18 protein-coding genes are annotated in these 19966 nt (G+C 71.5%); 6 read left to right on the top strand and 12 right to left on the bottom strand.

Features of this window, described 5'->3' with window-relative positions; translation table 11 throughout:
- Positions 1–16 precede the first annotated feature (16 nt).
- The 4 genes from GWK61_RS32855 to GWK61_RS32840 all read left to right on the top strand — a co-directional run bounded on the left by GWK61_RS32855 (position 17) and on the right by GWK61_RS32840 (position 2400).
- Positions 17–211, top strand: coding sequence for a hypothetical protein (locus GWK61_RS32855; protein ID WP_228563323.1), 195 nt, complete (start codon positions 17–19; stop codon positions 209–211).
- Between the two features lie 20 nt (positions 212–231).
- On the top strand, positions 232–432 hold the full coding sequence (locus GWK61_RS32850) for a hypothetical protein (RefSeq protein ID WP_194915575.1): 201 nt from the start codon (positions 232–234) through the stop codon (positions 430–432).
- A gap of 154 nt (positions 433–586) precedes the next feature.
- Positions 587–1522 carry a prolipoprotein diacylglyceryl transferase gene (lgt, locus tag GWK61_RS32845; RefSeq protein ID WP_228563322.1) on the top strand — a complete coding sequence of 312 codons (936 nt, stop codon included), beginning with the start codon at positions 587–589 and terminating at the stop codon, positions 1520–1522.
- On the top strand, positions 1519–2400 hold the full coding sequence (locus GWK61_RS32840) for a phosphatase PAP2 family protein (protein ID WP_194915574.1): 882 nt from the start codon (positions 1519–1521) through the stop codon (positions 2398–2400). Before lgt ends, GWK61_RS32840 begins: the two co-directional genes overlap by 4 nt.
- On the opposite strand, the gene GWK61_RS32835 is transcribed toward GWK61_RS32840, so the two are convergent.
- From GWK61_RS32835 to GWK61_RS32815, 5 genes are all read right to left on the bottom strand, one after another.
- The gene (locus tag GWK61_RS32835; RefSeq protein WP_194915573.1) at positions 2293–2940 is read right to left on the bottom strand and encodes a class I SAM-dependent methyltransferase; all 648 of its coding nucleotides are present in this window, start codon (positions 2938–2940) and stop codon (positions 2293–2295) included. The genes GWK61_RS32840 and GWK61_RS32835 overlap by 108 nt on opposite strands.
- Before the next feature lie 66 nt (positions 2941–3006).
- Positions 3007–4086, bottom strand: coding sequence for an ABC transporter ATP-binding protein (locus tag GWK61_RS32830; RefSeq protein WP_194915572.1), 1080 nt, complete (start codon positions 4084–4086; stop codon positions 3007–3009).
- Positions 4083–5000 (bottom strand): ABC transporter permease, encoded by a 918-nt coding sequence (locus GWK61_RS59950; RefSeq protein ID WP_194915571.1) that lies wholly within the window; start codon positions 4998–5000, stop codon positions 4083–4085. Before GWK61_RS59950 ends, GWK61_RS32830 begins: the two co-directional genes overlap by 4 nt.
- Positions 4997–5977, bottom strand: a complete 981-nt coding sequence (locus GWK61_RS32820) for an ABC transporter permease (protein WP_194915570.1) — start codon at positions 5975–5977, stop codon at positions 4997–4999. The genes GWK61_RS59950 and GWK61_RS32820 overlap by 4 nt, the downstream gene beginning before the upstream one ends.
- 2 nt (positions 5978–5979) lie before the next feature.
- Positions 5980–7155 (bottom strand): ABC transporter substrate-binding protein, encoded by a 1176-nt coding sequence (locus GWK61_RS32815; protein WP_194915569.1) that lies wholly within the window; start codon positions 7153–7155, stop codon positions 5980–5982.
- A 186-nt stretch (positions 7156–7341) separates the two neighbouring features.
- On the opposite strand from GWK61_RS32815, the gene GWK61_RS32810 reads away from it, so the two are divergent.
- Positions 7342–8115 (top strand): GntR family transcriptional regulator, encoded by a 774-nt coding sequence (locus tag GWK61_RS32810; protein ID WP_194915568.1) that lies wholly within the window; start codon positions 7342–7344, stop codon positions 8113–8115.
- A gap of 86 nt (positions 8116–8201) precedes the next feature.
- Here GWK61_RS32810 and GWK61_RS32805 read toward each other — a convergent pair whose 3' ends face one another.
- From GWK61_RS32805 to GWK61_RS32775, 7 genes are all read right to left on the bottom strand, one after another.
- Complete coding sequence (locus GWK61_RS32805) at positions 8202–8639, bottom strand: VOC family protein (protein ID WP_194915567.1); 438 nt, start codon at positions 8637–8639, stop codon at positions 8202–8204.
- A gap of 39 nt (positions 8640–8678) precedes the next feature.
- Positions 8679–9365, bottom strand: coding sequence for a PRC-barrel domain-containing protein (locus tag GWK61_RS32800; protein ID WP_194915566.1), 687 nt, complete (start codon positions 9363–9365; stop codon positions 8679–8681).
- 65 nt (positions 9366–9430) lie between these two features.
- The gene (locus GWK61_RS32795) at positions 9431–9910 is read right to left on the bottom strand and encodes an ATP-binding protein (RefSeq protein ID WP_194915565.1); all 480 of its coding nucleotides are present in this window, start codon (positions 9908–9910) and stop codon (positions 9431–9433) included.
- A gap of 71 nt (positions 9911–9981) precedes the next feature.
- Complete coding sequence (locus GWK61_RS32790) at positions 9982–12297, bottom strand: SpoIIE family protein phosphatase (protein WP_194915564.1); 2316 nt, start codon at positions 12295–12297, stop codon at positions 9982–9984.
- Positions 12298–12562: 265 nt separating this feature from the next.
- Positions 12563–17020, bottom strand: a complete 4458-nt coding sequence (locus GWK61_RS32785; protein ID WP_194915563.1) for a HAMP domain-containing protein — start codon at positions 17018–17020, stop codon at positions 12563–12565.
- A 183-nt stretch (positions 17021–17203) separates the two neighbouring features.
- On the bottom strand, positions 17204–17869 hold the full coding sequence (locus GWK61_RS32780; protein WP_194915562.1) for a hypothetical protein: 666 nt from the start codon (positions 17867–17869) through the stop codon (positions 17204–17206).
- 98 nt (positions 17870–17967) lie between these two features.
- Entirely contained in the window at positions 17968–18519 is a 552-nt protein-coding gene (locus GWK61_RS32775; RefSeq protein ID WP_194915561.1) for a hemerythrin domain-containing protein, read from the bottom strand.
- Between the two features lie 224 nt (positions 18520–18743).
- Here GWK61_RS32775 and GWK61_RS32770 point away from each other — a divergent pair, with 224 nt between their 5' ends.
- Positions 18744–19067 (top strand): adhesin, encoded by a 324-nt coding sequence (locus tag GWK61_RS32770; RefSeq protein ID WP_228563321.1) that lies wholly within the window; start codon positions 18744–18746, stop codon positions 19065–19067.
- Positions 19068–19966 lie beyond the last annotated feature (899 nt).

Genomic DNA, 19966 nt, shown 5'->3' with positions numbered 1-19966 from the left:
ACCTTGACGGAGGACGATGCCCGACCACGCAGCAGCCGATCCCGACGGCATGACGTTCTGGCCGGAGGCGGCCGCCGACGCCGAGCGCCGGTACGCCGCGCGGTACGGCGAGCCGGGGCCGAACCCGCTGCGGGTGGTCATCGAGATCGAGGTGCGGCGCGCGTTGGGGGCGGTGAAGGTGCGGCTGCCGGAAACGGAGACGTCGCGCTGAGCCTGGCGAAGTGCGCCTCGGTGTCGCGCAGCAGCCGCTCGCGCTGCTCGGGGGTCCGGTCGGCGACCTTGTCGTACGAGCGGGAGAAGGCGGCCACGCTGCCGAGCGTCGATCCGGAGGACATGCGGGCCGCAATCCGGGTGCTGGCCGCGCTGGACGGCGCGCTCGACCCGAGTCGTGGCGGGCCGCAAAAGCAGCGCAGCGCCACCGGGACTCGGTAGCGTCAACCCCAGCACTGATCGGCGGGAAAGATGTGGACGGGCTCCGGACAAGATACTTCGGTGACCGAACATCTTTGACACCGATGTAGTGTGGCGAGGAAAACACCGCGACGGACCGGCCGACGCGGCCGGAACAGCAGGGGTGGTCGCTGCGATGACGTTGGCGTATCTGCCGAGCCCGTCGCAGGGCGTGTGGCATCTGGGTCCGCTGCCGATCCGGGCCTACGCGCTGTGCATCCTGCTCGGCATCGTGGTCGCGGTGATGTGGACCGGCCGGCGCTGGGCGGCGCGCGGCGGGCGCAGCGAGGACGTCGTGGACATCGCGATCTGGGCCGTGCCGTTCGGCCTGGTCGGCGGTCGGCTGTACCACGTGATCACGGACCCGGAGCTGTACTTCAAGTCCGGCGAGGACCCGGTCAAGGCGTTCTACATCTGGGACGGCGGGCTCGGCATCTGGGGCGCGGTCGCGCTCGGGGCGGTCGGCGCGTGGATCGGGTGCCGGCGCAAGGGGATCAAGCTCGCGGACTTCGCCGACGCGATGGCGCCGGCGCTGGTTCTGGCGCAGGCGATCGGGCGCTGGGGTAACTACTTCAACCAGGAGCTGTACGGTCGGCCGTCCGGGCTGCCGTGGGCGATCCGCATCGATCCGGCGCACCGGCCGTCGAACACGCCGAACGAGGCGTTCTACCAGCCGACGTTCTTGTACGAGTCGATCTGGGACGTCGCTGTCGCGGTCGCGCTGGTGTGGATCGACAGCAAGTGGCACCCGAACCGGGGGCGGCTGTTCGCGATGTACGTCGCCGCGTACACGGCGGGGCGTGCGGTGGTCGAGGCGCTGCGGGACGACCACGCGAACCGGTTCTTGGGATTGCGGCTCAACGACTGGGTGTCGCTGATCGTGTTCCTGGGGGCGCTGGCATATCTGTGGCTACGGCGCGACAAGCCCGGGACGGCGGTAGTAACCGAACCCGACACAGGTTCCGATCCTGACAGCGACACCGATCTGGTCCAGCCGGTTCACCCGGACGACCCGGACCCCCAGGCCTCCGCGACCACGCCGACCGTGCGTGATCGCAAGGCCGACGAGTGAGCGAGCCGGCACCACCCGCCGCCGCGCACCGTCGCCTGTTCCCCCGCAGCCGCCAGGGACGCCCGCATCTGTGGACCGAGTTGGCGCTGATCGTCGTCGGCTACAGCCTGTACACCCTGACCCGCGACGCCGTCCCGGGACAGAAGGACATCGCGCTGCGCCGGGCCGCGTCCATGCTGCGCGCCGAGCATTCGCTGCACATGGACATCGAGCTGACGGTCAACCACGCGCTGGACAAGGTCACGCCGCTGATCGTCGGCATGAACTACTACTACGCGACGCTGCACTTCCTCATCACCGTCGCTGTGCTGGTGTGGCTGTATGTGCGCCATCCGCAGGCGTACCGCTCCGCGCGCATGGTGCTGTTCATCGCGATCGTGTCGAGCTTGATCGGGTTCTACTTCTTCGCGCTGGCCCCGCCGCGTCTTCTGGCCGGCCACGGGTTCATCGACACCACGGTGAAGTACCACACGTGGGGTTCGTGGGCGTCGCCGAGCATGCAGTCGATGTCCAATCAGTACGCCGCGATGCCCAGCGACCACATCGCGTGGTCCGGGTGGTGCGCGGTCATGATCTATCGGTATGCCGGGCATCAGTGGGTACGCATCGCGGGGCTGTTCTATCCGCTGTTCACGTTCACCGTCATCATCGGCACCGCGAACCACTTCGTGGCCGACGCGGTCGGCGGGGCGCTGACGCTGGCTGCCGCGTTCGCGATCCAGCACCTGGCGACGAGGCTGTGGAGTCGCCGCACCGGCGGCCGGGCCGCGCTACCGCCGCCGCGCGCACAGCACGACGGTGGCGGGCATCAGGGGGCACTCGGCGAACAGCGCGGCGTCGCAGACGCGGAAGCCGCTGTCGAACAGCGGGACGGCTAGGCCGGAGGAGATACGGACGCCTCGGCGCCGGATGTGGCCAGCCGCCGGCGGGTCCCAGGGCGCGACGCCTTGGAGGTGCGCCAGGACCAGCAGGCCGTCCGGGGCGAGGACGCGGCGGAGTTCGGCGAGCGCGACCGCCGGCTCAGGCCAGTGGTGCGAGGACGCTGTGCACGTCGCCAGGTCGAACCCGGCGTCGCCGAACGGCAGTGCGGCGCAATCGGCACGGACGAAGGCGGTGCGCTCCCCCGGCGCGGCCATCGCCTGTGCCTGTGCCTGTGCCATCGCCCGCGCCTGAGCGAGCATCCCGGCCGAGATGTCCACGCCAACCAAGCCCGCGTCCGGGTAGACCACGGCCGCGGCGCGCAGCAGCCGACCGGTACCGCAGCCGATGTCCACGATACGGCCAGGCGCCGGTCCGGCGGCCGAGGCGAGTCCCAGCACCTTGCGATGCAGTCGCGTGTAGAAAGCCTCCTGCAGCGCGCTCGCCTCGTAGACCGGGGCCCATGCGTCGAATCGCGCGACGTGCAGGGTCGGATCCACGCGCTACACGCTGCACGCTCCGTGAGAAACTTGCAAGCGTTTTGCGTGTCCCCCGTGAGAAGAGCCTCACACCACCATGACCGGCGCGTCCTCCAGCACCACGGTCGCCCGACGCCCCGGCACCAGGTCGGCTGCCGCTGCGCTCGGCACGTCCGACAGCACCTCGGTGCCGTCCTCCAGCACCGCGGTGATCCGCGTGATCGGGCCCCGGAAGCCGGCCTGGCGCACTGTCGCCGTGCCGTCCTCGGCCGGCTCGAAGCGCACCGCCTCCGGCCGGATCAGTACCGCGACTTCCCCTCCGGAGCGCGGTCCTGCGTCGCGGGCCACGAGGCGGCGGCCTGCCACCTCGACGGTCTGGCCGTCTGCGGACAGGGTGCCCGGGAGGCGGTTCATCGTGCCGATGAACTCTGCGACGAAGGGCGTCGCCGGTTCGGCGTAGACCTCGGCCGGGGGCGCGCACTGCTCCAGGCGGCCGGCGCGCATCACCGCGACCTGGTCGGCGACGCTGAGGGCCTCCTCCTGGTCGTGGGTGACGAACACGGTGGTGATGCCCAGACGAGTCTGGAGAGAGCGGATCTCCTCGCGCAGCTGTACGCGGACCACGGCGTCCAAAGCGGACAGGGGTTCGTCCAGGAGCAGCACGCGCGGCTCGATCGCCAGCGCCCGGGCCAGGGCCACGCGCTGCTGCTGGCCGCCGGACATCTGGTGCGTGTACTTGTCCGCGTGCGCGGACAGGCCCACCAGCTCCAGGAGTTCGCCGGCGCGCTCGCGGCGCTTGGCCGCGTTCCAGCCGCGCATGCGGAGGCCGAAGGCGACGTTGTCGCGGGCGTCCAGGTTCGGGAAGAGGCTGTAGGACTGGAAGACCATGCCCATGTCGCGCTTGTTCGCCGGGACCCGGGCCACGTCCTGGCCGGCGACGCGGACCTCGCCGCCGTCGCTGTGTTCGAGGCCTGCGATGATGCGCAGGGCCGTGGTCTTGCCGCAGCCCGAGGGGCCCAGCAGACACATCAGGGTGCCCGGCTCGACGGTCAGGTCCAGGCCGTCCAGGGCCGCCACGCCGCCGAAGGAGCGGCTGAGCTTGACGAGCTCGACGGACGGCGCGGAGGTCGCGGACGGGGCTGAGGGGGCGGTGGTAGCGGCGGTCACTGGGCACTCCGCGGGTCGTCGGGCTGGTCGGACGTCTTCAACTGGTCGGCCTTCTTGGCCTTCTTCGCCCCGCGGCCGCGGCCCAGATGCGACACCAGCATCAGCAGCAGCCAGGACAGGAACAGGATCAGCATCGAGGCGGTGGTCGCGACCTCGCCGTCCTGCTGGCCGGCCTGGTCGGTCCAGATCGGGAACGTGTTGAGCAGCAACAGGTTCGCGATCGTGAACTCGCCGAGGGCCAGCGCCGCGCCGAGGATGCCGGCCGAGGCGATGGCGGTGCGGATGTTCGGCACCACGACCCGCCACAGCGTCACCGGCCAGCTGGCGCCCAGGCTGCGCGCCGCCTCGACCATGGTGGTCAGCGGGATCGCCGACAGGCCGGCGTCCAGCGAGCGGTAGGTGAACGGCAGCGCGAGGATCACGTACTCCAGGATCAGGATCCAGGAGGAGCCGGTGATCGCCTGCGGCCAGGACTTGAAGGCCCCGATGATGCCGTTGGCGATGACCACGGCCGGGATCGCCATCGGCAGCAGGCAGACGCCCTCGACGACGCGCCGCAGGTGCGGCAGGCGCAGGTGCAGCCAGGCCATCGTCGGCACCATGAGCACCAGCAGGAGCAGCACGGTGCCGCCGGCGATCTTCAGCGAGGTCATCAGGTTGGTGGTGAAACCCTCCTGATGGACCAGGCCGGTCCACACCGACAGCGTGTGGCCCATGTTGCGCCGGCTGCCGCCGAGCGTGAAGTCGACCGCGGCGTAGAGCGGGATGAAGAAGTAGGCCGCGAACACCAGCAGGAGCAGCGCACGACCGATCGGCGGCCGACGGCGCTGCGCCCGGCCGGGACCCGGAGCAGCAGAGCTCTGCGGGGCGGGGGAATCCGGGTTTCCAGAATCTGCAAAGACGAGAGCAGTCACCGCAGCCACCTCGCAGTCCGGCGCTGGAGCAGGGTGTAGGCGACGACCACGAGGCCGACGACCACGATCATCCACAGCCCCAGCGCGTTGCCGATGTTCTCCTGGCCGGCCAGGACGTTGCCGGACATGACCGAACCGATCTGGATCGGGACCAGCGGGACGCTGCCGGTGCTCAGCGCGTACGCGGTCGCGTAGGCCGCGAAAGCGTTGGCGAACAACAGGAGCAGCGCGCCGAGGAAGGGCGGGAACAGCAGCGGGCCGCCGACGCGCAGCCAGTACTGCCGGCGCGAGGCGCCCAGGTTGCGCGCGGCCTCCTCCCACTGCGGACGCAGGCCGTCCAGGGCCGGGAAGATCACCAGCAGCATGAGCGGGATCTGGAAGTAGAGGTAGACCAGCACCAGACCGGCCATGTTCCACAGCACGAAGCCGTGCTGGGTGAGGTTGTAGCCGGCGCTGTTCAGCCACTTGGTGACCAGGCCCTGCGGGCCCAGCGTGGCCAGGAACACGAAGGCCAGCGGCAGGCCGCCGAAGTAGGCCAGCACGCCGGAGGCGGTGGTGACGGCCCGGTGCACGAAGCCGTCGCGGCGCGCGCCGGAGACCGCCACCGCGAGCGCGAGCCCGAGCACCGCGCCGAGGACGGCGCTGAGCACGGACAGCTCGATGCTGACGGTGAAGGCGTGCCGGTAGGGGTCCTTCAGCGTGGTGGTGACGTTCGACAGCGTCGCGTTGCCGGCGTCGTCCTTGAAGGCGGCGGTGATCACCGCGTAGGCCGGAGCGCCGAGGAACACGGCCACGTAGACGGCGAACGGCGCGAGGCCGAGCAGGTCGGCGGGCCGGGTGCGGCGGGCGCGGCTGGCGCGGCTGGCGCGACCGAGGCGGCCGGCCCGCAGGCCCGCGGGTCGGAGCGGGGACGCCGCAGCGGCCGGCGTGGGTTCCCCCACGCCGGCCGGGACGTCCGCCGGGGCGGATGCGGTCATCGTCAGCCGGTCGCCTTCGCCCAGCCGGACACGGCGAGCTTGGAGGCGGCGGTCATCTGGTCCTGCGTGGCGAACTGCGGGGTGCCGGTGACGGCGGGCAGCGCGGCCAGCGCGGCGGCGTCGGCGGTGCCGGCCTTCTGCAGCGCCGGGAGCTCGGCCGGGCGGGCCATGCCCTTGAGCCACAGGTTCTGGCCGTCGGCGGAGTACAGGAACTCCTCCCACAGGCGCGCGGCGGCCGGGTGCGGCGCGGAGGCGCTGATCGCCTGGTTGTAGAAGCCGCCGAACAGACCGTCGGAGGGCACGACGACCTTCCAGTTGACGCCCTTGGCCTTCAGGTCGGTCGCGGCCGAGGCCTGCAGGTAGTCCCAGTCGATGGTGATCGGCGTGGTGCCGGACTGGATGGTGGCCTGGGTGGCGGCCACGGGGACGAACACGCCGTCCTTCTTCAGCTTGCCGAAGAAGTCGATGCCGGGCTGGGCGTTGTCCAGGGTGCCGCCGTTGGCCAGCGCCGCGGCCAGCACGCCGGACAGCGCCGCGTTGGCCTTCGTCGGGTCGCCGTTCAGCGCCACCTGGGACTTGTACTGCGGGTCGTCCAGGGACTTCAGGGTGGTCGGCGGGGTCTTCACCTTGTCGGCGTCGTAGCCGATGGCGATGTAGCCTCCGTAGTCGTTGTACCAAAGACCCTGGGAGTCCTTCTGCGCGTCAGCGATCTGCGACCAGGTGGCGACCTGGTACGGCGCGAACAGGCCCGACGCCGCGCCGGAGGTGGCGGCGGCCTGGCCGACGTCGACGACGTCGGGGGCGCGGTCGGTGCCCTTCTGCTGCTTGATCGCGTTCAGCTCGTCCTGGCTGGAGCCGTCCGGGTTGGCGTCGTTGATCTTGATGCCGTACTTGGCGGTGAAGGCGTCCATGATGGCGCCGTAGTTGGCCCAGGTCTTCGGCAGCGCTATCGCGTTCAGCGTGCCTTCCTTCTTCGCGGCGGCGACCAGGGCGTCCATGCCGCCCAGGTCGGCGGCCGTGGTGGCCTTGGAGGCGTCCTTGGCGCCACCGGCGGCGGCGCCCTGGCTGGTGCTGCCAGAGGTGCTGTTGTTGGAGCTGTTCTTGCTCGACGAGCAAGCGGTCGCGCTAAGGGCGAGGACGACCGCGGTGGCGGCGATGCCCGTCAGACGTCGGTTCACAGTGTTCCTCCCGGACGGGGCGGCCAGGAGTCGGCCGCGATCACCCGCGGCAAGGACTATGCGGATGCCAGGTGGACGGAAACGCAGGACCAGGTGAACAAATCGAAGTTGTATGGCCAACACCTAGTTGTGTAGCCAACTATTAAGATCGTTGACACGACGACCCACGGAAGCGGGGGACTCCTGGTGACCCAGGAACCGAGATATCGGCAGATCGCCGAAGAGTTGCGGCACGCCATCACGGAGCACGCGTACGGCCCGGGCGGCAAGCTGCCCAGCGAGGGGGCGCTGGCCGAGCAGTACGAGGTCTCCCGCGGCACCATCCGCCAGGCGCTGATGCTGCTGCGCCAGGACGGCCTGGTGACGTCCCGGCGCGGGACCCGCAGGGTGGTCCTGGACGACGCGCCGGTACAGGACTTCGCGCAGATGCAGAGCTTCGCCCGCTGGGCCCGCTCCATCGGCGAGACGCCCGAGGGCCGGGTGATCCGGCAGGGCTGGCACCTGCCGGACTCCGACGAGCTGCGCCACCTGCGCGGCGAGCCCGACGCGCGGGTGTTGCGGGTGGTGCGTCTCAGGCTGCTGTCGGGCCAGCCGGCGATGCTGGAGCGCACGACGTACCCGGAGGCGGTGGGCACCATCGTGGAGAACCTGGCGACGGACACCGTGTCCGTCACCGAGTTCCTGGAGCGCGCCGGGGTGTTCGTCGCAGACGCCGAACACACCATCGACCTGGCACGCGCCGACCGCGAGGACGCCGCGCTACTGGGCTGCGCAGCCGGGGACCCGCTGCTGCGGGAGCGGCGGCGGTCGACGGATCCGGCGGGGGTGCCGCTGGAGTGGTCGGAGGACCGGTACGTGCCGGGGAGCGTGGCGTTCGTGGTGCACAACTCGCTGGCCTCGACGCCGATGACGCGGCATCACATGGTGCCGCAGGGCGGGAGTGTGCTCTGGTCGCGGTGAGCGGATGGTAGATGTCTCAGGAGACGAATTCAGTACCCTGGTGCGCCGACTGTGACGGGGATCGATCGGCGTACCAGAGGGCTGATTCAGCTGTGCTGCTCGGCCAGTCCGATGATGATCCCGCTCGGTCCGCGGAAGTAGCAGAGCAGGAAGTTGGTCTCCCGCATGACCTCGCCGACGAGTTCGCCGCCGTGCCGGCGCAGGCGGGTGATGGTGTCGTCGATGTCGTCCACGGCGAACATGACGCGGTGCAGGCCGAGGGTGTTCGACGGGGCGACGCTCGGCTCGGGGACGATCGCCTCAGGGTTGTGATACCGCACCAGTTCGAGCTTGCCCGGGACGTCCGGGATCACCATCATCGCGATCTCGCTGCGCATGTCGTCGAGCCCGACGACGCGGCCGGCCCAGCTCTGGTCGATCCGCATCCGGTTCTCCAGCTCCATGCCGAGCTCGGTGAAGAAGGCGATGGCGGCGTCGAGGTCTTCCACGACAATGCCCACGTTGTCCATGCGCTGAATCGTCATGTGCCGAGGATAGGCGCCGCCGCGCCTGGTGCGGGCGCCTCAGGCGGACGCCACCACCTGGCAGGGTGACAGAGCCTTGACTTCCTTGCGGGTCATCAGCACCCGGACACCGTCCTCGCCGACGCCGCCGACCAGCTCCATCGGGATCGCCACCCGCTTGTGGCCGCGCAGCAGGCCCTCGTCGACCAGGATGTGGGTGACGGCGTCGGCGTCGGGGGCCACCACCACGCCGCGCACGTGGCCGATGACGCCGTCGCTGGCGTGGACGGGGTCGCCGGGGTAGATGCGGGACTCGCCGGCCGGGACGTGGTCGTCGTAGGCCATGCGCGGCATCAGGACCGGTTCGGGCGCGGCCAGGCCGAGGTTCGGGCTACTGGGGCCGAGGTCGAAGAACGGCCAGGCGGAGCTCTCCTCGTTCGGGTAGTGGCGCGGCGGGCGGGCCGGGTCCAGCGGGGTGATGTGCACGTCCACCGCGGGCTCCATGGCGTTGAAGTCGTCGAGCGTGCAGTGCAGGCGGACGGCCTCGCCCTCGCAGTGCGCGGCGGCGATCGGGACCAGGCGGGAGTCGATGCCGTGGTCCGGGGTGACGATCAGGTGCTCCAGGCGGCCGGTCGCGGGGTCCACGACGGCCGAGGCCAGATAGCCGCACGGGCACTCGGTGCAGTAGACGCGGCTGCCGATCACGTACTTGCGTCCGATCACACGGTTCACGGCGGCGGTCGCCATGGCCGGCCTCCTCTCGGTCTCGTCCCCTCTTTCAGTCTGCGACATATCGGGGAAATTGCACCCGCTCAGCCGGTGGGGACGGCGGGGCCGGCGGGGAGGCCGCGCCGCTTCTCCAGGCTGACGCGTGCCGTGACGCCGTCCTGGGCCCAGGCCAGGGCGTCGACCAGCGCGGTCATCAGGTTCCAGCCGAGGCCGTCGGTGTCGGGGGCGTCGGGGACGTCGAAGCCGCCGGCGGCCGGCGCGGTGACGGTCACGCGGAGCACCTCGCTTCCCGCGTCTGCCCGCACCTCCGCCCGGCACTCGATGACCCCGAGACCGCCGACCAGCAGCGCGCAGGCCTCGTTCACGGCCAGCCGCAGGTCGGTGACCTGCTGGAGGGTGTAGCCGGAGCACGCCGCGAGCTGCGCCACCGCGGAGCGGACGATGACGACGTAGTCCTTGTGCGCCGGCACGGTCAGGACGACGGACGCGCGCTGCGGCGTCCTGATCCGGCGGTTCGGCGGTGCCACTGGTGCCACTGGTGCCACTTCGACGCGCTGCGCCATTGCTCTCCCCTTCGACCCCCTCCGGTTGACCTGTCCTGGACGGATCAAACGTTTGTGCTCGGTGCGCTGGGCTATTCGAAGCGGACGGCGAGCACGCAGACGTCGTCGTCGGTGTCCGAGCGCGCGCCGTCCAGGATGCGGTCGGCGTAGTGGTCCAGGTCGGCGTCCGGGTTGCGGGTCTGGTGCAGGAGGTGCGCGATGGTCTCGTCGTCGCCGACGCGGCGGCGCTCGACCAGGCCGTCGGTGTAGAGCAGCAGGACGTCGCCGCTGGCCACCTCGGCCTCGCAGTCCTCGTACACGGCGCGCGGATCGGCGCCGAGCATCGGGCCGACGGCGTCGTACAGCGGCTTGGCGACCCCGGCGCGGATCCGCAGCGGTGCCGGATGGCCGGCGTTGCCCCAGGTCAGGCGGCGGGTCGCGGGGTCCCACAGGAGCACGCAGGCGCTGGCGATGGTGAACTGCGGCATGGTCTCGACCAGCTCGTTGAGCAGCGTGAGCAGGCGGCCGGGGCGGGTCTCGGCGAGCGCCATGCCGCGCAGCCCGTGGTGCAGGTCGGCCATCGCCGAGGCGGCGGGCAGGCCGTGCCCGGCGACGTCGCCGATGGCCAGCAGCATCTTGTCGTCGCGCAGCGGGAACACCGAGTACCAGTCCCCGCCGACGCCGGCCGAGGCGCTGGCCGGGCGGTAGCGCGCGGCGATCTGCACCCCGCTGCGCGGCGGCTGGTTGCGCGCGGCGCTGGGCACGACCGCCTGCTGGAGCGCGGAGGCGAGCTGGCGCTCGGCGTCGGCGCGGGAGCGCTGGGCCGCGAGCTGGACGCGGGCGACTTCCAGGCCGGTCTCGGCGCGGCGCCACTCGGTCACGTCCTGGACGACGCCGACGACCGCGGCGGGCTCACTCTCATCACCATCCGCACCCGCGCCGACCGGCTCGGCCATGACCCGAACGCGCGTCGGCTCGCCGCCGTAGTGCAGGATCCGGAACTCGGCCTCGGCGGGCCGCCGCTCGACGGTCAGGGTCTTGACGAACCGGCGCTCGGCCTCGGTGTCATCCGGATGCACGGTGTAGGGCGGCCGATCAATGCCAGCCGAGTCCCCGAGCCCGGGCGCGTCGACGATCCGCAGCGCCTCGGCGGACCAGGCGACGCGGTCGCCATCAACGTCCCAGCGCCAGATGCCGAAGCGCGCAAGTCGCTCCAGCACACCGTCGGCCGCGCTCGGGTCCAGGGCGGGCTGATGGCAGACCACGACCACCGTGCCGAGCCCGACCCGCACCGCGGTGAGCGAGTCCACGCCGAGCGGCCCGGTCCGGACCGCGAGCCGGCAGGGTGCGCCGGTGCGGACCACGGCAGCCAGCCGCTCGGGCAGGTCCGCGGCGGCGAGCCACGGCACGACGGCCGCGACGCTGCGGTTGGCCGGCCGAGGAGTCATCAGCTCGGCGGCGGACTGATTGTGCGCGATCACCTGGAACCGCGCCACGACGACGGGCTCATCGCAGTCGCCGGACAGAACGAACGACGGCTGCTCCATCAGGTCCAGCAAGTCCTGCCAGGGCGAGTCGCCCGCGAACGCGCCGCCGACCGCACCAGCCGAAAGCCCGGCCGCCGCCCCCTCCGGCCCCATCGTCCGCAGCAGCGACGGCCCGACCGCACTCACCACCGCCTCGACCTCGCGGCGGGCGCGGGCGTCCAGCGCGGCCTGGGGCTGCCAGGCCAGCTCGACCGCTCCGAGCAGGGCTCGGCCTAGGCGGACCGGGACGGCTACGCGCGTGCGGAGGCGGTCGGCGCCTGCCGGTTCGCCGAGCGGGGGTGGGGGGTCCTGGGTGGTGGCGTCGGTCCAGACCGGTTTGCCGGTGCGGAGTGCTCGGTTGATCAGGCAGTCCACGGCCGGGGGGATGCGGCGCCAGCGGCGGATGCCTCGGGTCGGGAAGCCGTGGGCGCCGACGATTGCGACGGTGCCGTCGTCGTCGAGGAGGCCGATCGCCGCGCTGGAGGGGTGGGAGAAGCCCAGGGCCTCGGAGGCCAGACCGCGGGCCAGGCTGTCGCCGTCGGTGGAGCGGTCCAGGCCGGCGATGCGGGGTTGCAGGCGCGGTACTTCGCGGCTGCGGCCTGGTTCGGGGGCGCGGCCTGATGCCTCGGCCACCACGTCGGCGGCGACGTCGGCGAGTGGTCTGCGGGAGCGCTGTGCCACCGCCGACAGCTGCGCGACCGCCTCGGCCGAGCCGCACGCCGAGCGCGCCATCACCACGCCGACCGCCTGGTCGACGATGGCGTCCCGCCGGTACGCGCGCTCCTCGTCCAGCTGCCGCCGGCGCTCCTCGGCGAAGGCCGAAGCCGCCGCGCGCAACCGGTCGCGCGGGGCGGGGTCGTTCGACGCAAAGTCCTGACTCATCCGCTCAGCCCTTTACGCTACTTTCTTCGCCGTGGTACCCATACGCCGTGATTGGACGGCGCCGCGTGCCCACCGGTTCCCGGCACAGCGTGCCATCTTAATAATCCCACGCGCCCGCGCCCCGTACCTGCGGAACCCGCCAGGTGGGACCGGTCACACGGCCGGACGGCGCCGGCGACCTACCGCCGGCACAACGTCGGCACACCACCAGCACACACCGCCAGCACACCGCCGGCGCGCAAGCCACGCACCAACGCCGCGCCGCTCACCCCACCTGAATCAAGTCCTTGATCAGCCGCAGCAGCAGATCCATGTCCACCGGCTTGGTGACATGCTCGTTCGCCCCGGCCGCCAGGCTCTTCTCCCGGTCGCCCTTCATCGCCTTGGCACTGACCGCGACGATCGGCAGATCCCGGAACCCGTCCAGCGCCCGGATCCGCGCGGTCGTGGCGTACCCGTCCATCCCCGGCATCATGATGTCCATCAGCGCCAGCGCCACGTCCTCGTTCTGCTTCAGCAGCTCGATGCCCTCCCGGCCGTTGCCGGCGTAGACCACGGACAGCCCCTGCAGCTCCAGCGCGCTGGTCAGCGCGAAGACGTTCCTGATGTCGTCGTCGATGACCAGCACCTTCTGCCCGTCGAAGCGCGGCAGCTCCCGCCCCGGACGCTCCGGCTCGGCGCCGGGCCCGGACATGCGCGGGGCACCGGTCAGCACGTGCAGCGTCACCCGCTCGGCGACCTGCGGCACCGAGTGCGCGACCTCCCAGCGCGCGGCGTCGCGGACCGAGCGGCGCAGCGCCTCCGCGGCGCCGTCGTCGGCCACCGACTCGTACAGCATCACCGGCGTGCTGGAGGCACCGGCGGCGACCGCGTCCAGCACCGCGCGCACCTCGTCCTCGGGGCACCCGACGTCCACCACCGCGCACACCGGACGCGCCCCGCCGGCCAGCACGCCGTTCAGATCGGACGCCGTCGTCAGCCGGGTCACGGCGACCCGGCCCTTGATACCGGTCAGCTCGTCGAGCACCGACTCGACCGCATCGGCCAGGGTGGAGGTCCCGGCCGGCTCCATGACCAGCACCGCGGCCGGAGCCTGGGCGTCGCCGTGGCCGTCCGCGGCGAGCCGGTCCGCGCCGGACGGCTCGGCCTTGGCGTCAGCGGCTGGCGGCTCGATCGGCAGCTGCAGGGTGAAGGTGCTCCCCCGCCCCGGTGCGCTGGACACCCGCAGCTCGGCCCCGAGCAGCCGGGTCAGCTCCCGGCTGATCGACAGGCCGAGGCCCGTGCCGCCGTATTGACGGCTGGTGGTGCCGTCGGCCTGCTGGAAGGCCTCGAAGATGAGCTCCAGCTTGTCCTCGGCGATCCCGATCCCGGTGTCGACAACCGCGAAGGCGATCGCCGGCTCGCCGTGCGCGCCGCGCGCCGCCGTGACCCGCAGCGTCACCTCGCCGGTGTCGGTGAACTTCACCGCGTTGGACAGCAGGTTGCGCAGGATCTGCTGGACTCGCTGGCTGTCGGCGGTGACGGTGGCCGGCGCGCCGCCGGTGACGTCGACCCGCAGCCGCAGCCCCTTCTCCGCGGCCAGCGGCTGGAACGTCGCGGCCAGCCCCTCGGCCAGGTCGGCGATCGGCCAGGACTCGTTCTGCACCTCCATCCGGCCGGCCTCGATCTTGGACAGGTCCAGGATGTCGTTGATGAGCTCCAGCAGGTCCGAGCCGGCCGAGTGGATGGTCTGCGCGAAGTCGACCTGGCGCGGGGTCAGGTTGGTCTCGACGTTGTCGGCCAGCAGCCGGGCCAGGATCAGCATGCTGTTCAGCGGCGTGCGCAGCTCGTGCGACATGTTCGCCATGAACTCGGACTTGACCTTGGACGCCAGCGCGAGCTGCTGCGCGCGGTCCTCCAGGGTGAGCCGCGCCTGCTCGATCTCGGTGTTCTTGATCTCGATGTCCTTGTTCTGCCGCGCCAGCTGCGCCGCCTTGTCCTCCAGCTCGTTGTTCGACTCCTGAAGATCGCTCTGCCGCTTCTGGAGCTCGGTGGTCAGGCGCTGGGACTCGCGCAGCAGCGCGTCGGTGCGGACGTTGGTGGTGATGGTGTTGACCGCGGTGCCGATCGTCTCCTTGAGCGTCTCCAGGAAGTCGCGGTGGGTCTGGGTGAACTCGTTGACCGAGGCCAGCTCGATCACGCCGAGCGTCTGCCGTTCGAAGAGCACCGGCAGCACGATGACGTTGGTGGCGTCGGTCTGCCCGAGCCCGGAGCGGATCGGCACGTAGCCGGCCGGCGCGCCGGTCAGCGCGACCGTCTTCTTGCTGACCGCGACCTGCCCGACCAGGCCCTGCCCGGGGGCGAACACCGGGCCGTCGCCGGGGGCCGCGGCGTAGCCGAACCCGGCGATCATCCGCAGCCGGACGTCCGCGGCCTCGTCGGCGAAGCCCAGCGGCCCGTCCTCGGACTCGGCCAGGAAGAACGCGGCGCTGTGCGCGGAGACCAGCGGCGCCAGCTCCTCCAGCACCATCGCCGCGACGCTGGCCAGGTCGCGCCGGCCGGGCAGCAGGCCGGCGATGCGCGCGAGGTTGGTGTTCAGCCAGTCCTGCTCCTGGTTGGCGTTGGTGGTGGTGCGCAGGTTGGCGATCATCTGGTTGATGTTGTCCTTGAGGTCGGCGACCTCCCCGGAGGCGTCGACCGTGATCGCCCGGGTCAGGTCGCCCTCGGTCACCGCCGTGGCCACCTCGGCGATCGCGCGGACCTGCGTGGTCAGGTTCGACGCCAGCTGGTTCACCGACTCGGTGAGGCGCTGCCAGGTCCCGGAGACGTCCTCGACCGTGGCCTGGCCGCCGAGCTTGCCCTCGGTGCCGACCTCGCGGGCCACCCGCGTGACCTCGGAGGCGAACGCCGAGAGCCGTTCCACCATGGTGTTCAGCGTGGTCTTCAGCTCCAGGATCTCGCCCCGGGCGTCCACGTCGATCCGGCGGGTCAGGTCGCCGTTGGCGACCGCGGTGGTCACCTGCGCGATGTTCCGCACCTGGTTGGTCAGGTTGTCGGCCATCACGTTCACCCGGTCGGTGAGCTCCTTCCAGGTGCCGGCCACGCCGGGCACCCGGGCCTGGCCGCCCAGCATGCCCTCGGTGCCGACCTCGCGGGCCACGCGCGTCACCTCGTCGGCGAACGCCGACAGCGTGTCGACCATGCCGTTGAAGGTCTCGGCCAGCGCCGCGACCTCGCCCTTGGCCTCCACGGTGATCTTCTTCGTCAGGTCGCCGGAGGCCACCGCCGTGGCCACCCGCGCGATGCTGCGCACCTGGCCGGTCAGGTTGTTCGCCATGACGTTGACGTTGTCGGTCAGGTCCTTCCAGGTGCCCGACGCGCCGCGCACCCGGGCCTGGCCGCCCAGGTTGCCCTCGGTGCCGACCTCGCGCGCCACCCGGGTCACCTCGTCGGCGAAGCCGGAGAGCTGGTCGACCATCGTGTTGATGGTGGTCTTCAGCTCCAGGATCTCGCCGCGGGCGTCGACGTCGATCTTCTTGCCCAGGTCGCCCTGCGCGACCGCGGTGGTCACCTGCGCGATGTTGCGCACCTGGTTGGTCAGGTTGTTCGCCATAGAGTTCACCGCGTCGGTGAGGTCGCGCCACAGGCCGGCGACGCCGGGCACCTCGGCCTGGCCGCCCAGCCGGCCCTCGGTGCCCACCTCGCGCGCCACCCGGATGACCTCGGAGGCGAACCCGGACAGCTGCTCGACCATGGTGTTCAGGGTGTCCTTGAGCTCCAGGATCTCGCCGCGCACGTCCACGTCGATGGTCTGGGTCAGGTCGCCGGAGGCCACCGCGGTGGCCACCCGCGCGATGCTGCGCACCTGGGTGGTCAGGTTGCCGGCCATCAGGTTCACAGAGTCGGTGAGGTCCTTCCACGTGCCGGCCACGCCCGGCACCCGCGCCTGGCCGCCCAGGATGCCGTCGCTGCCGACCTCGCGCGCCACCCGGGTCACCTCGTCGGCGAAGCCCGAGAGCTGGTTCACCATCGTGTTCAGGGTTGTCTTCAGCTCCAGCAGCTCGCCGCGCACGTCCACGGTGATCTGCCGGGTCAGGTCGCCGCGCGCGACCGCAGTGGCGACCTGCGCGATGTCGCGGACCTGGCCGGTCAGGTTGCCGGCCATCAGATTCACCGAGTCGGTGAGGTCCTTCCAGGTGCCGGCGGCCCCCGGCACCTCGGCCTGCCCGCCCAGGCGGCCGTCGCTGCCGATCTCGCCGGCCACCCGGGTGACCTCCGAGGCCAGGGTGCGCAGCGTCAGGCGCATGTCGTCCAGGGTGCGGCCGACGTCGGCCAGGTCCCCGCGGCCGTCCACGACGACCTGCTGCGACAGGTCGCCCTGCGCGATCGCGGCCAGCACCCGGCCGGTGTCCAGCAGCGGCCGGGCCAGATCGTCCAGCAGCACGTTCACGGTCTCGCGCTGCCGCTCCCAGTCGCCCGCCCCGGCGCCCGGAGCCAGGCGCTGCCCCAGCGCCCCGTCCCGGCCCACGGCCGCGCCGACCCGCTCCAGCTCGGCCAGGTAGCCCTGGTTCGCCTCGGCGATGTCGTTGCACAGCACGCAGATCTCCGCCACCACGTCGTCCCCGCTGACGACGATGCGCCGCCGGAAGTCGCCGTCGCGCACGGCGCGCAGCGCGCCGAGGATGCGTTCCAGGCGCGGGTCGGTGGAGGCCGGCCGGTCCGACCGGGGCTCAGGGGATTCCATTCAGTCCGCCGTTCGTATACGGGGCGCGGGCCACGCCCGATACCCCCATCCTGTACCAGTGCCGCGACCTCGCGGAAGGCGGAAGGTCGCGGCGGTTTCAGTGCCGTGTGGTGCGCGGGACGGCGCGCTCCTGTGGTCCGGGCGACGCCGTCCGCGCAGGTTGTCGCTCGTCGTGGTTCCGGGTCAGTCCAGTCCGGCGACCTCCACCGATGGCAGGTCCTTGATCTGGTGTTTGGTCAGCCGGACGGCCACGCCCTCGGCGTCGATGCCGGCCACCTCGCCGACCGGGATCGCCACCCGCTTGTGGCCCCACAGGTGCCCCTCGTCGAGCAGCACGTGGGTGACCGCCTCGTCGGCCGGGTCCACGACCAGGCCGCGGACGTGGCCGATGTGCCCGTCCCGGGCGGCGACGCGTTCGCCGCGCCGGATCCGCACCTCGCCGGACGGCACCCGGTCCTCGATCTCCATACGCGGAGCCGCCAGCGGGTCCATGCAGGTCAGGCCCATGGCCGCGCCGGCCGGCGCGAGGCCGTAGAAGGGCCAGTACAGGACCTCGCCCTCTTTCAGGCCGTAGCGCTGCTCGGCGTCGGGGGCCGTCAGGAAGTGGGTCCGGACCGAGGGTTCCAGGCGGTCGAACTCGGCCTTGGTGCAGTCCAGCTCGACGCCGTGCGCGGCGGGCCGGGCCAGGTCCGCCGGCACCAGGCGGCCGGCGCTGCCGTCGCGCGCCACCACGATCAGGTGGGTCAGGCGTTCGGCGACCGGGTCGACCACGACGCAGACCAGGTCGCCGCACCGTTCGGTGTGGCAGCGGACCTCGCTGCCGATCTCGTACTTCGCGAAGGTGTTCATCGCTACCTCCTTCCGCCCCCTGGTTGTCTGCTCCGGCCCGGGTCCGGCGCGCTCCCCCACGGTGCTCAATCCGCGCTCAGTCCGCGGTCAGGCCGCGCTCAGGCCTCCGAGAGGACCGATCGGACCCAGTCGACGACGCTCGGCGCGGGTCCCGCCTCGACGTCCGGCGGACGGGGCTGGGCGGGCAGGGACCCGGTGACCGCCCGGTGTCGGGCCGCCGTCAGCTGCTCGCCGACCGCCAGCAGTTCGCCCGGGTCGCACTCGCGGCCCAGTTCGACGAAGGTGATCTGCTCCTCATGGTCAATATGCCCATGTACGGCGGCCAGCAACTGTGCCAGCAGCGGTTCGAAGCGCGCGTCGGAGGGATCCTTGGCCTCCAGGTCCCGCACCATGTGCTCGACCGTCAGGTGCTCGGCGGTGTGCTGGTCGGCCAGGACGTCGCCCTCCGGCAGCACGCGCCTGGTCAGCGGCAGCAGGTAGCGCTGCGCGGCCTGGGTGTGCCAGGCCAGCTCCAGGGCGAGGGCGTCGACCAGGGACTTGCGGGCCACGTCCGGCCCGCCGCCGGTCTCCAGCCGGCCCACGAGGCCCTCGACCGTCCGGTGGTCGCCGGACAGGACGTCGATCACGTCACGGCGGTCGGTCGCGCTCATCCGGCTGCTCCTCGATCCCGGGCCGACCTCGCTGGTCAGCGTCGATACCTGGTGACCGCTCGGGCAAGACGTAAACACACCCGATCGGGTGATGGTGAACACCGCAGGCGTGACACCTGATGTTTAGGACTCCAGGACTGGGTTAACGGCGTCGGGTACACCGATCCCTGCAGCTGTCGCGGAGCTCTCCTGCGGAGAATGCCCGCGCCATACGTTGGGGCCCAATGATCAAGCACCCGGAGGAAGTCTTGCTGACTCTCACCGACCGGGCCGCCGAGGCCGTCCACAACCTGACCAACCAGTCCGACCTGCCCGACGAAAGCGCCGGGCTGCGCATCGTCTCGCACGGCGCGGCCCAGAACAGCGGGCAGGGTCAACTCTCGTTGTCCCTCACCCAGGGCCCGCACGCCGGAGACGCCGTCGTGGAGACCGGGACCGCCCGGGTCTTCCTGGAGCCCGAGGCCGCGCAGGCCCTGAACGACCAGCAGCTGGACGCGACCGTCGCCGACGACGGCGGCGTGCGCTTCCTGCTCGCGCCGCAGCAGTAGCGCGGAGGACAACCGGCCCGGCCTTCGCGGGTTCGCGGGTTCGCGGGTTCGCGGGTTCGCGGGTTCGCGGGTTCGCGGGTTCGCGGAGCTTGCTCAGCCTGCCCGCGCTTCTCGCCCCGAACCCCAGAAAGACGGCGCTGGGTGTGGGTGCTGGTGGCGGATGGGTGTAGCGGGTGCGGTTGGTTTGTGGGTTTTAAGGGCTTTTTACGGCTTCGCACATGGTTTGATGACCTCGCAGGGGGACGCAGTTCGGTTGTGCCAGGCGGGTCGCACGGGCGGCTAGCCGGTGTCGCTGTGCACGACCACGCACGGGTCCGAGTCACTGCGCATGCGCCGTGCAGGCGGGTGGCGGCCGCGTGTGGTGGGTGCCTGAGATCAAGGGCAGGCGCCTCCGGCGGGGGCCTCTGCTCGGAGGGTTGGGGGGTCGCGTAGTCAAGCGGCGGACGCTGCTTGTGGTCGCCTACTGTCCCGGTTCCCTCATCGCTGTCGTCGCCGTGAACGGAATCAGGTCGGCCAGGCGGTATCAAGTCGGATCACCGCCGCTGTGGTCTGGCCTCGTGCGACTTGACACCGCCTGTCCGACCTGATTGGCAGGGCCCGCCGACAGCGACGAGGGAACCGGGACAACCCCGGCCTGTGGTGTGGACGTGGTCCACCCGGGCGCACGCGCGGCGGTGAGGCGTCGAGCGGGAGGTGCGGGGACCGATCCCACAGGTGGGGTTGTCCCGGGTTCCCCGTCGCGTCGGCGGGCGCAGCCAAGCTGACCGGTCCGCAAGAGCGGGTAGTTAAGGGTTTGGGGTGGGTGTCAAGGCCCTGAACTGCTGGTTGGTATGTGAAACGAGACCTCTGATACATCGGGACTGTCTAGGAACCCTGGTTTCGGAGGTCTCGTCGTGTGT

This window comes from Catenulispora rubra (assembly GCF_015356825.1).
In the GTDB taxonomy this organism is placed as follows: domain Bacteria; phylum Actinomycetota; class Actinomycetes; order Streptomycetales; family Catenulisporaceae; genus Catenulispora; species Catenulispora rubra.
The sequence above is the reverse complement of the archived record's forward strand: the minus strand, read 5'-3'. Positions and strand labels throughout refer to the sequence as shown.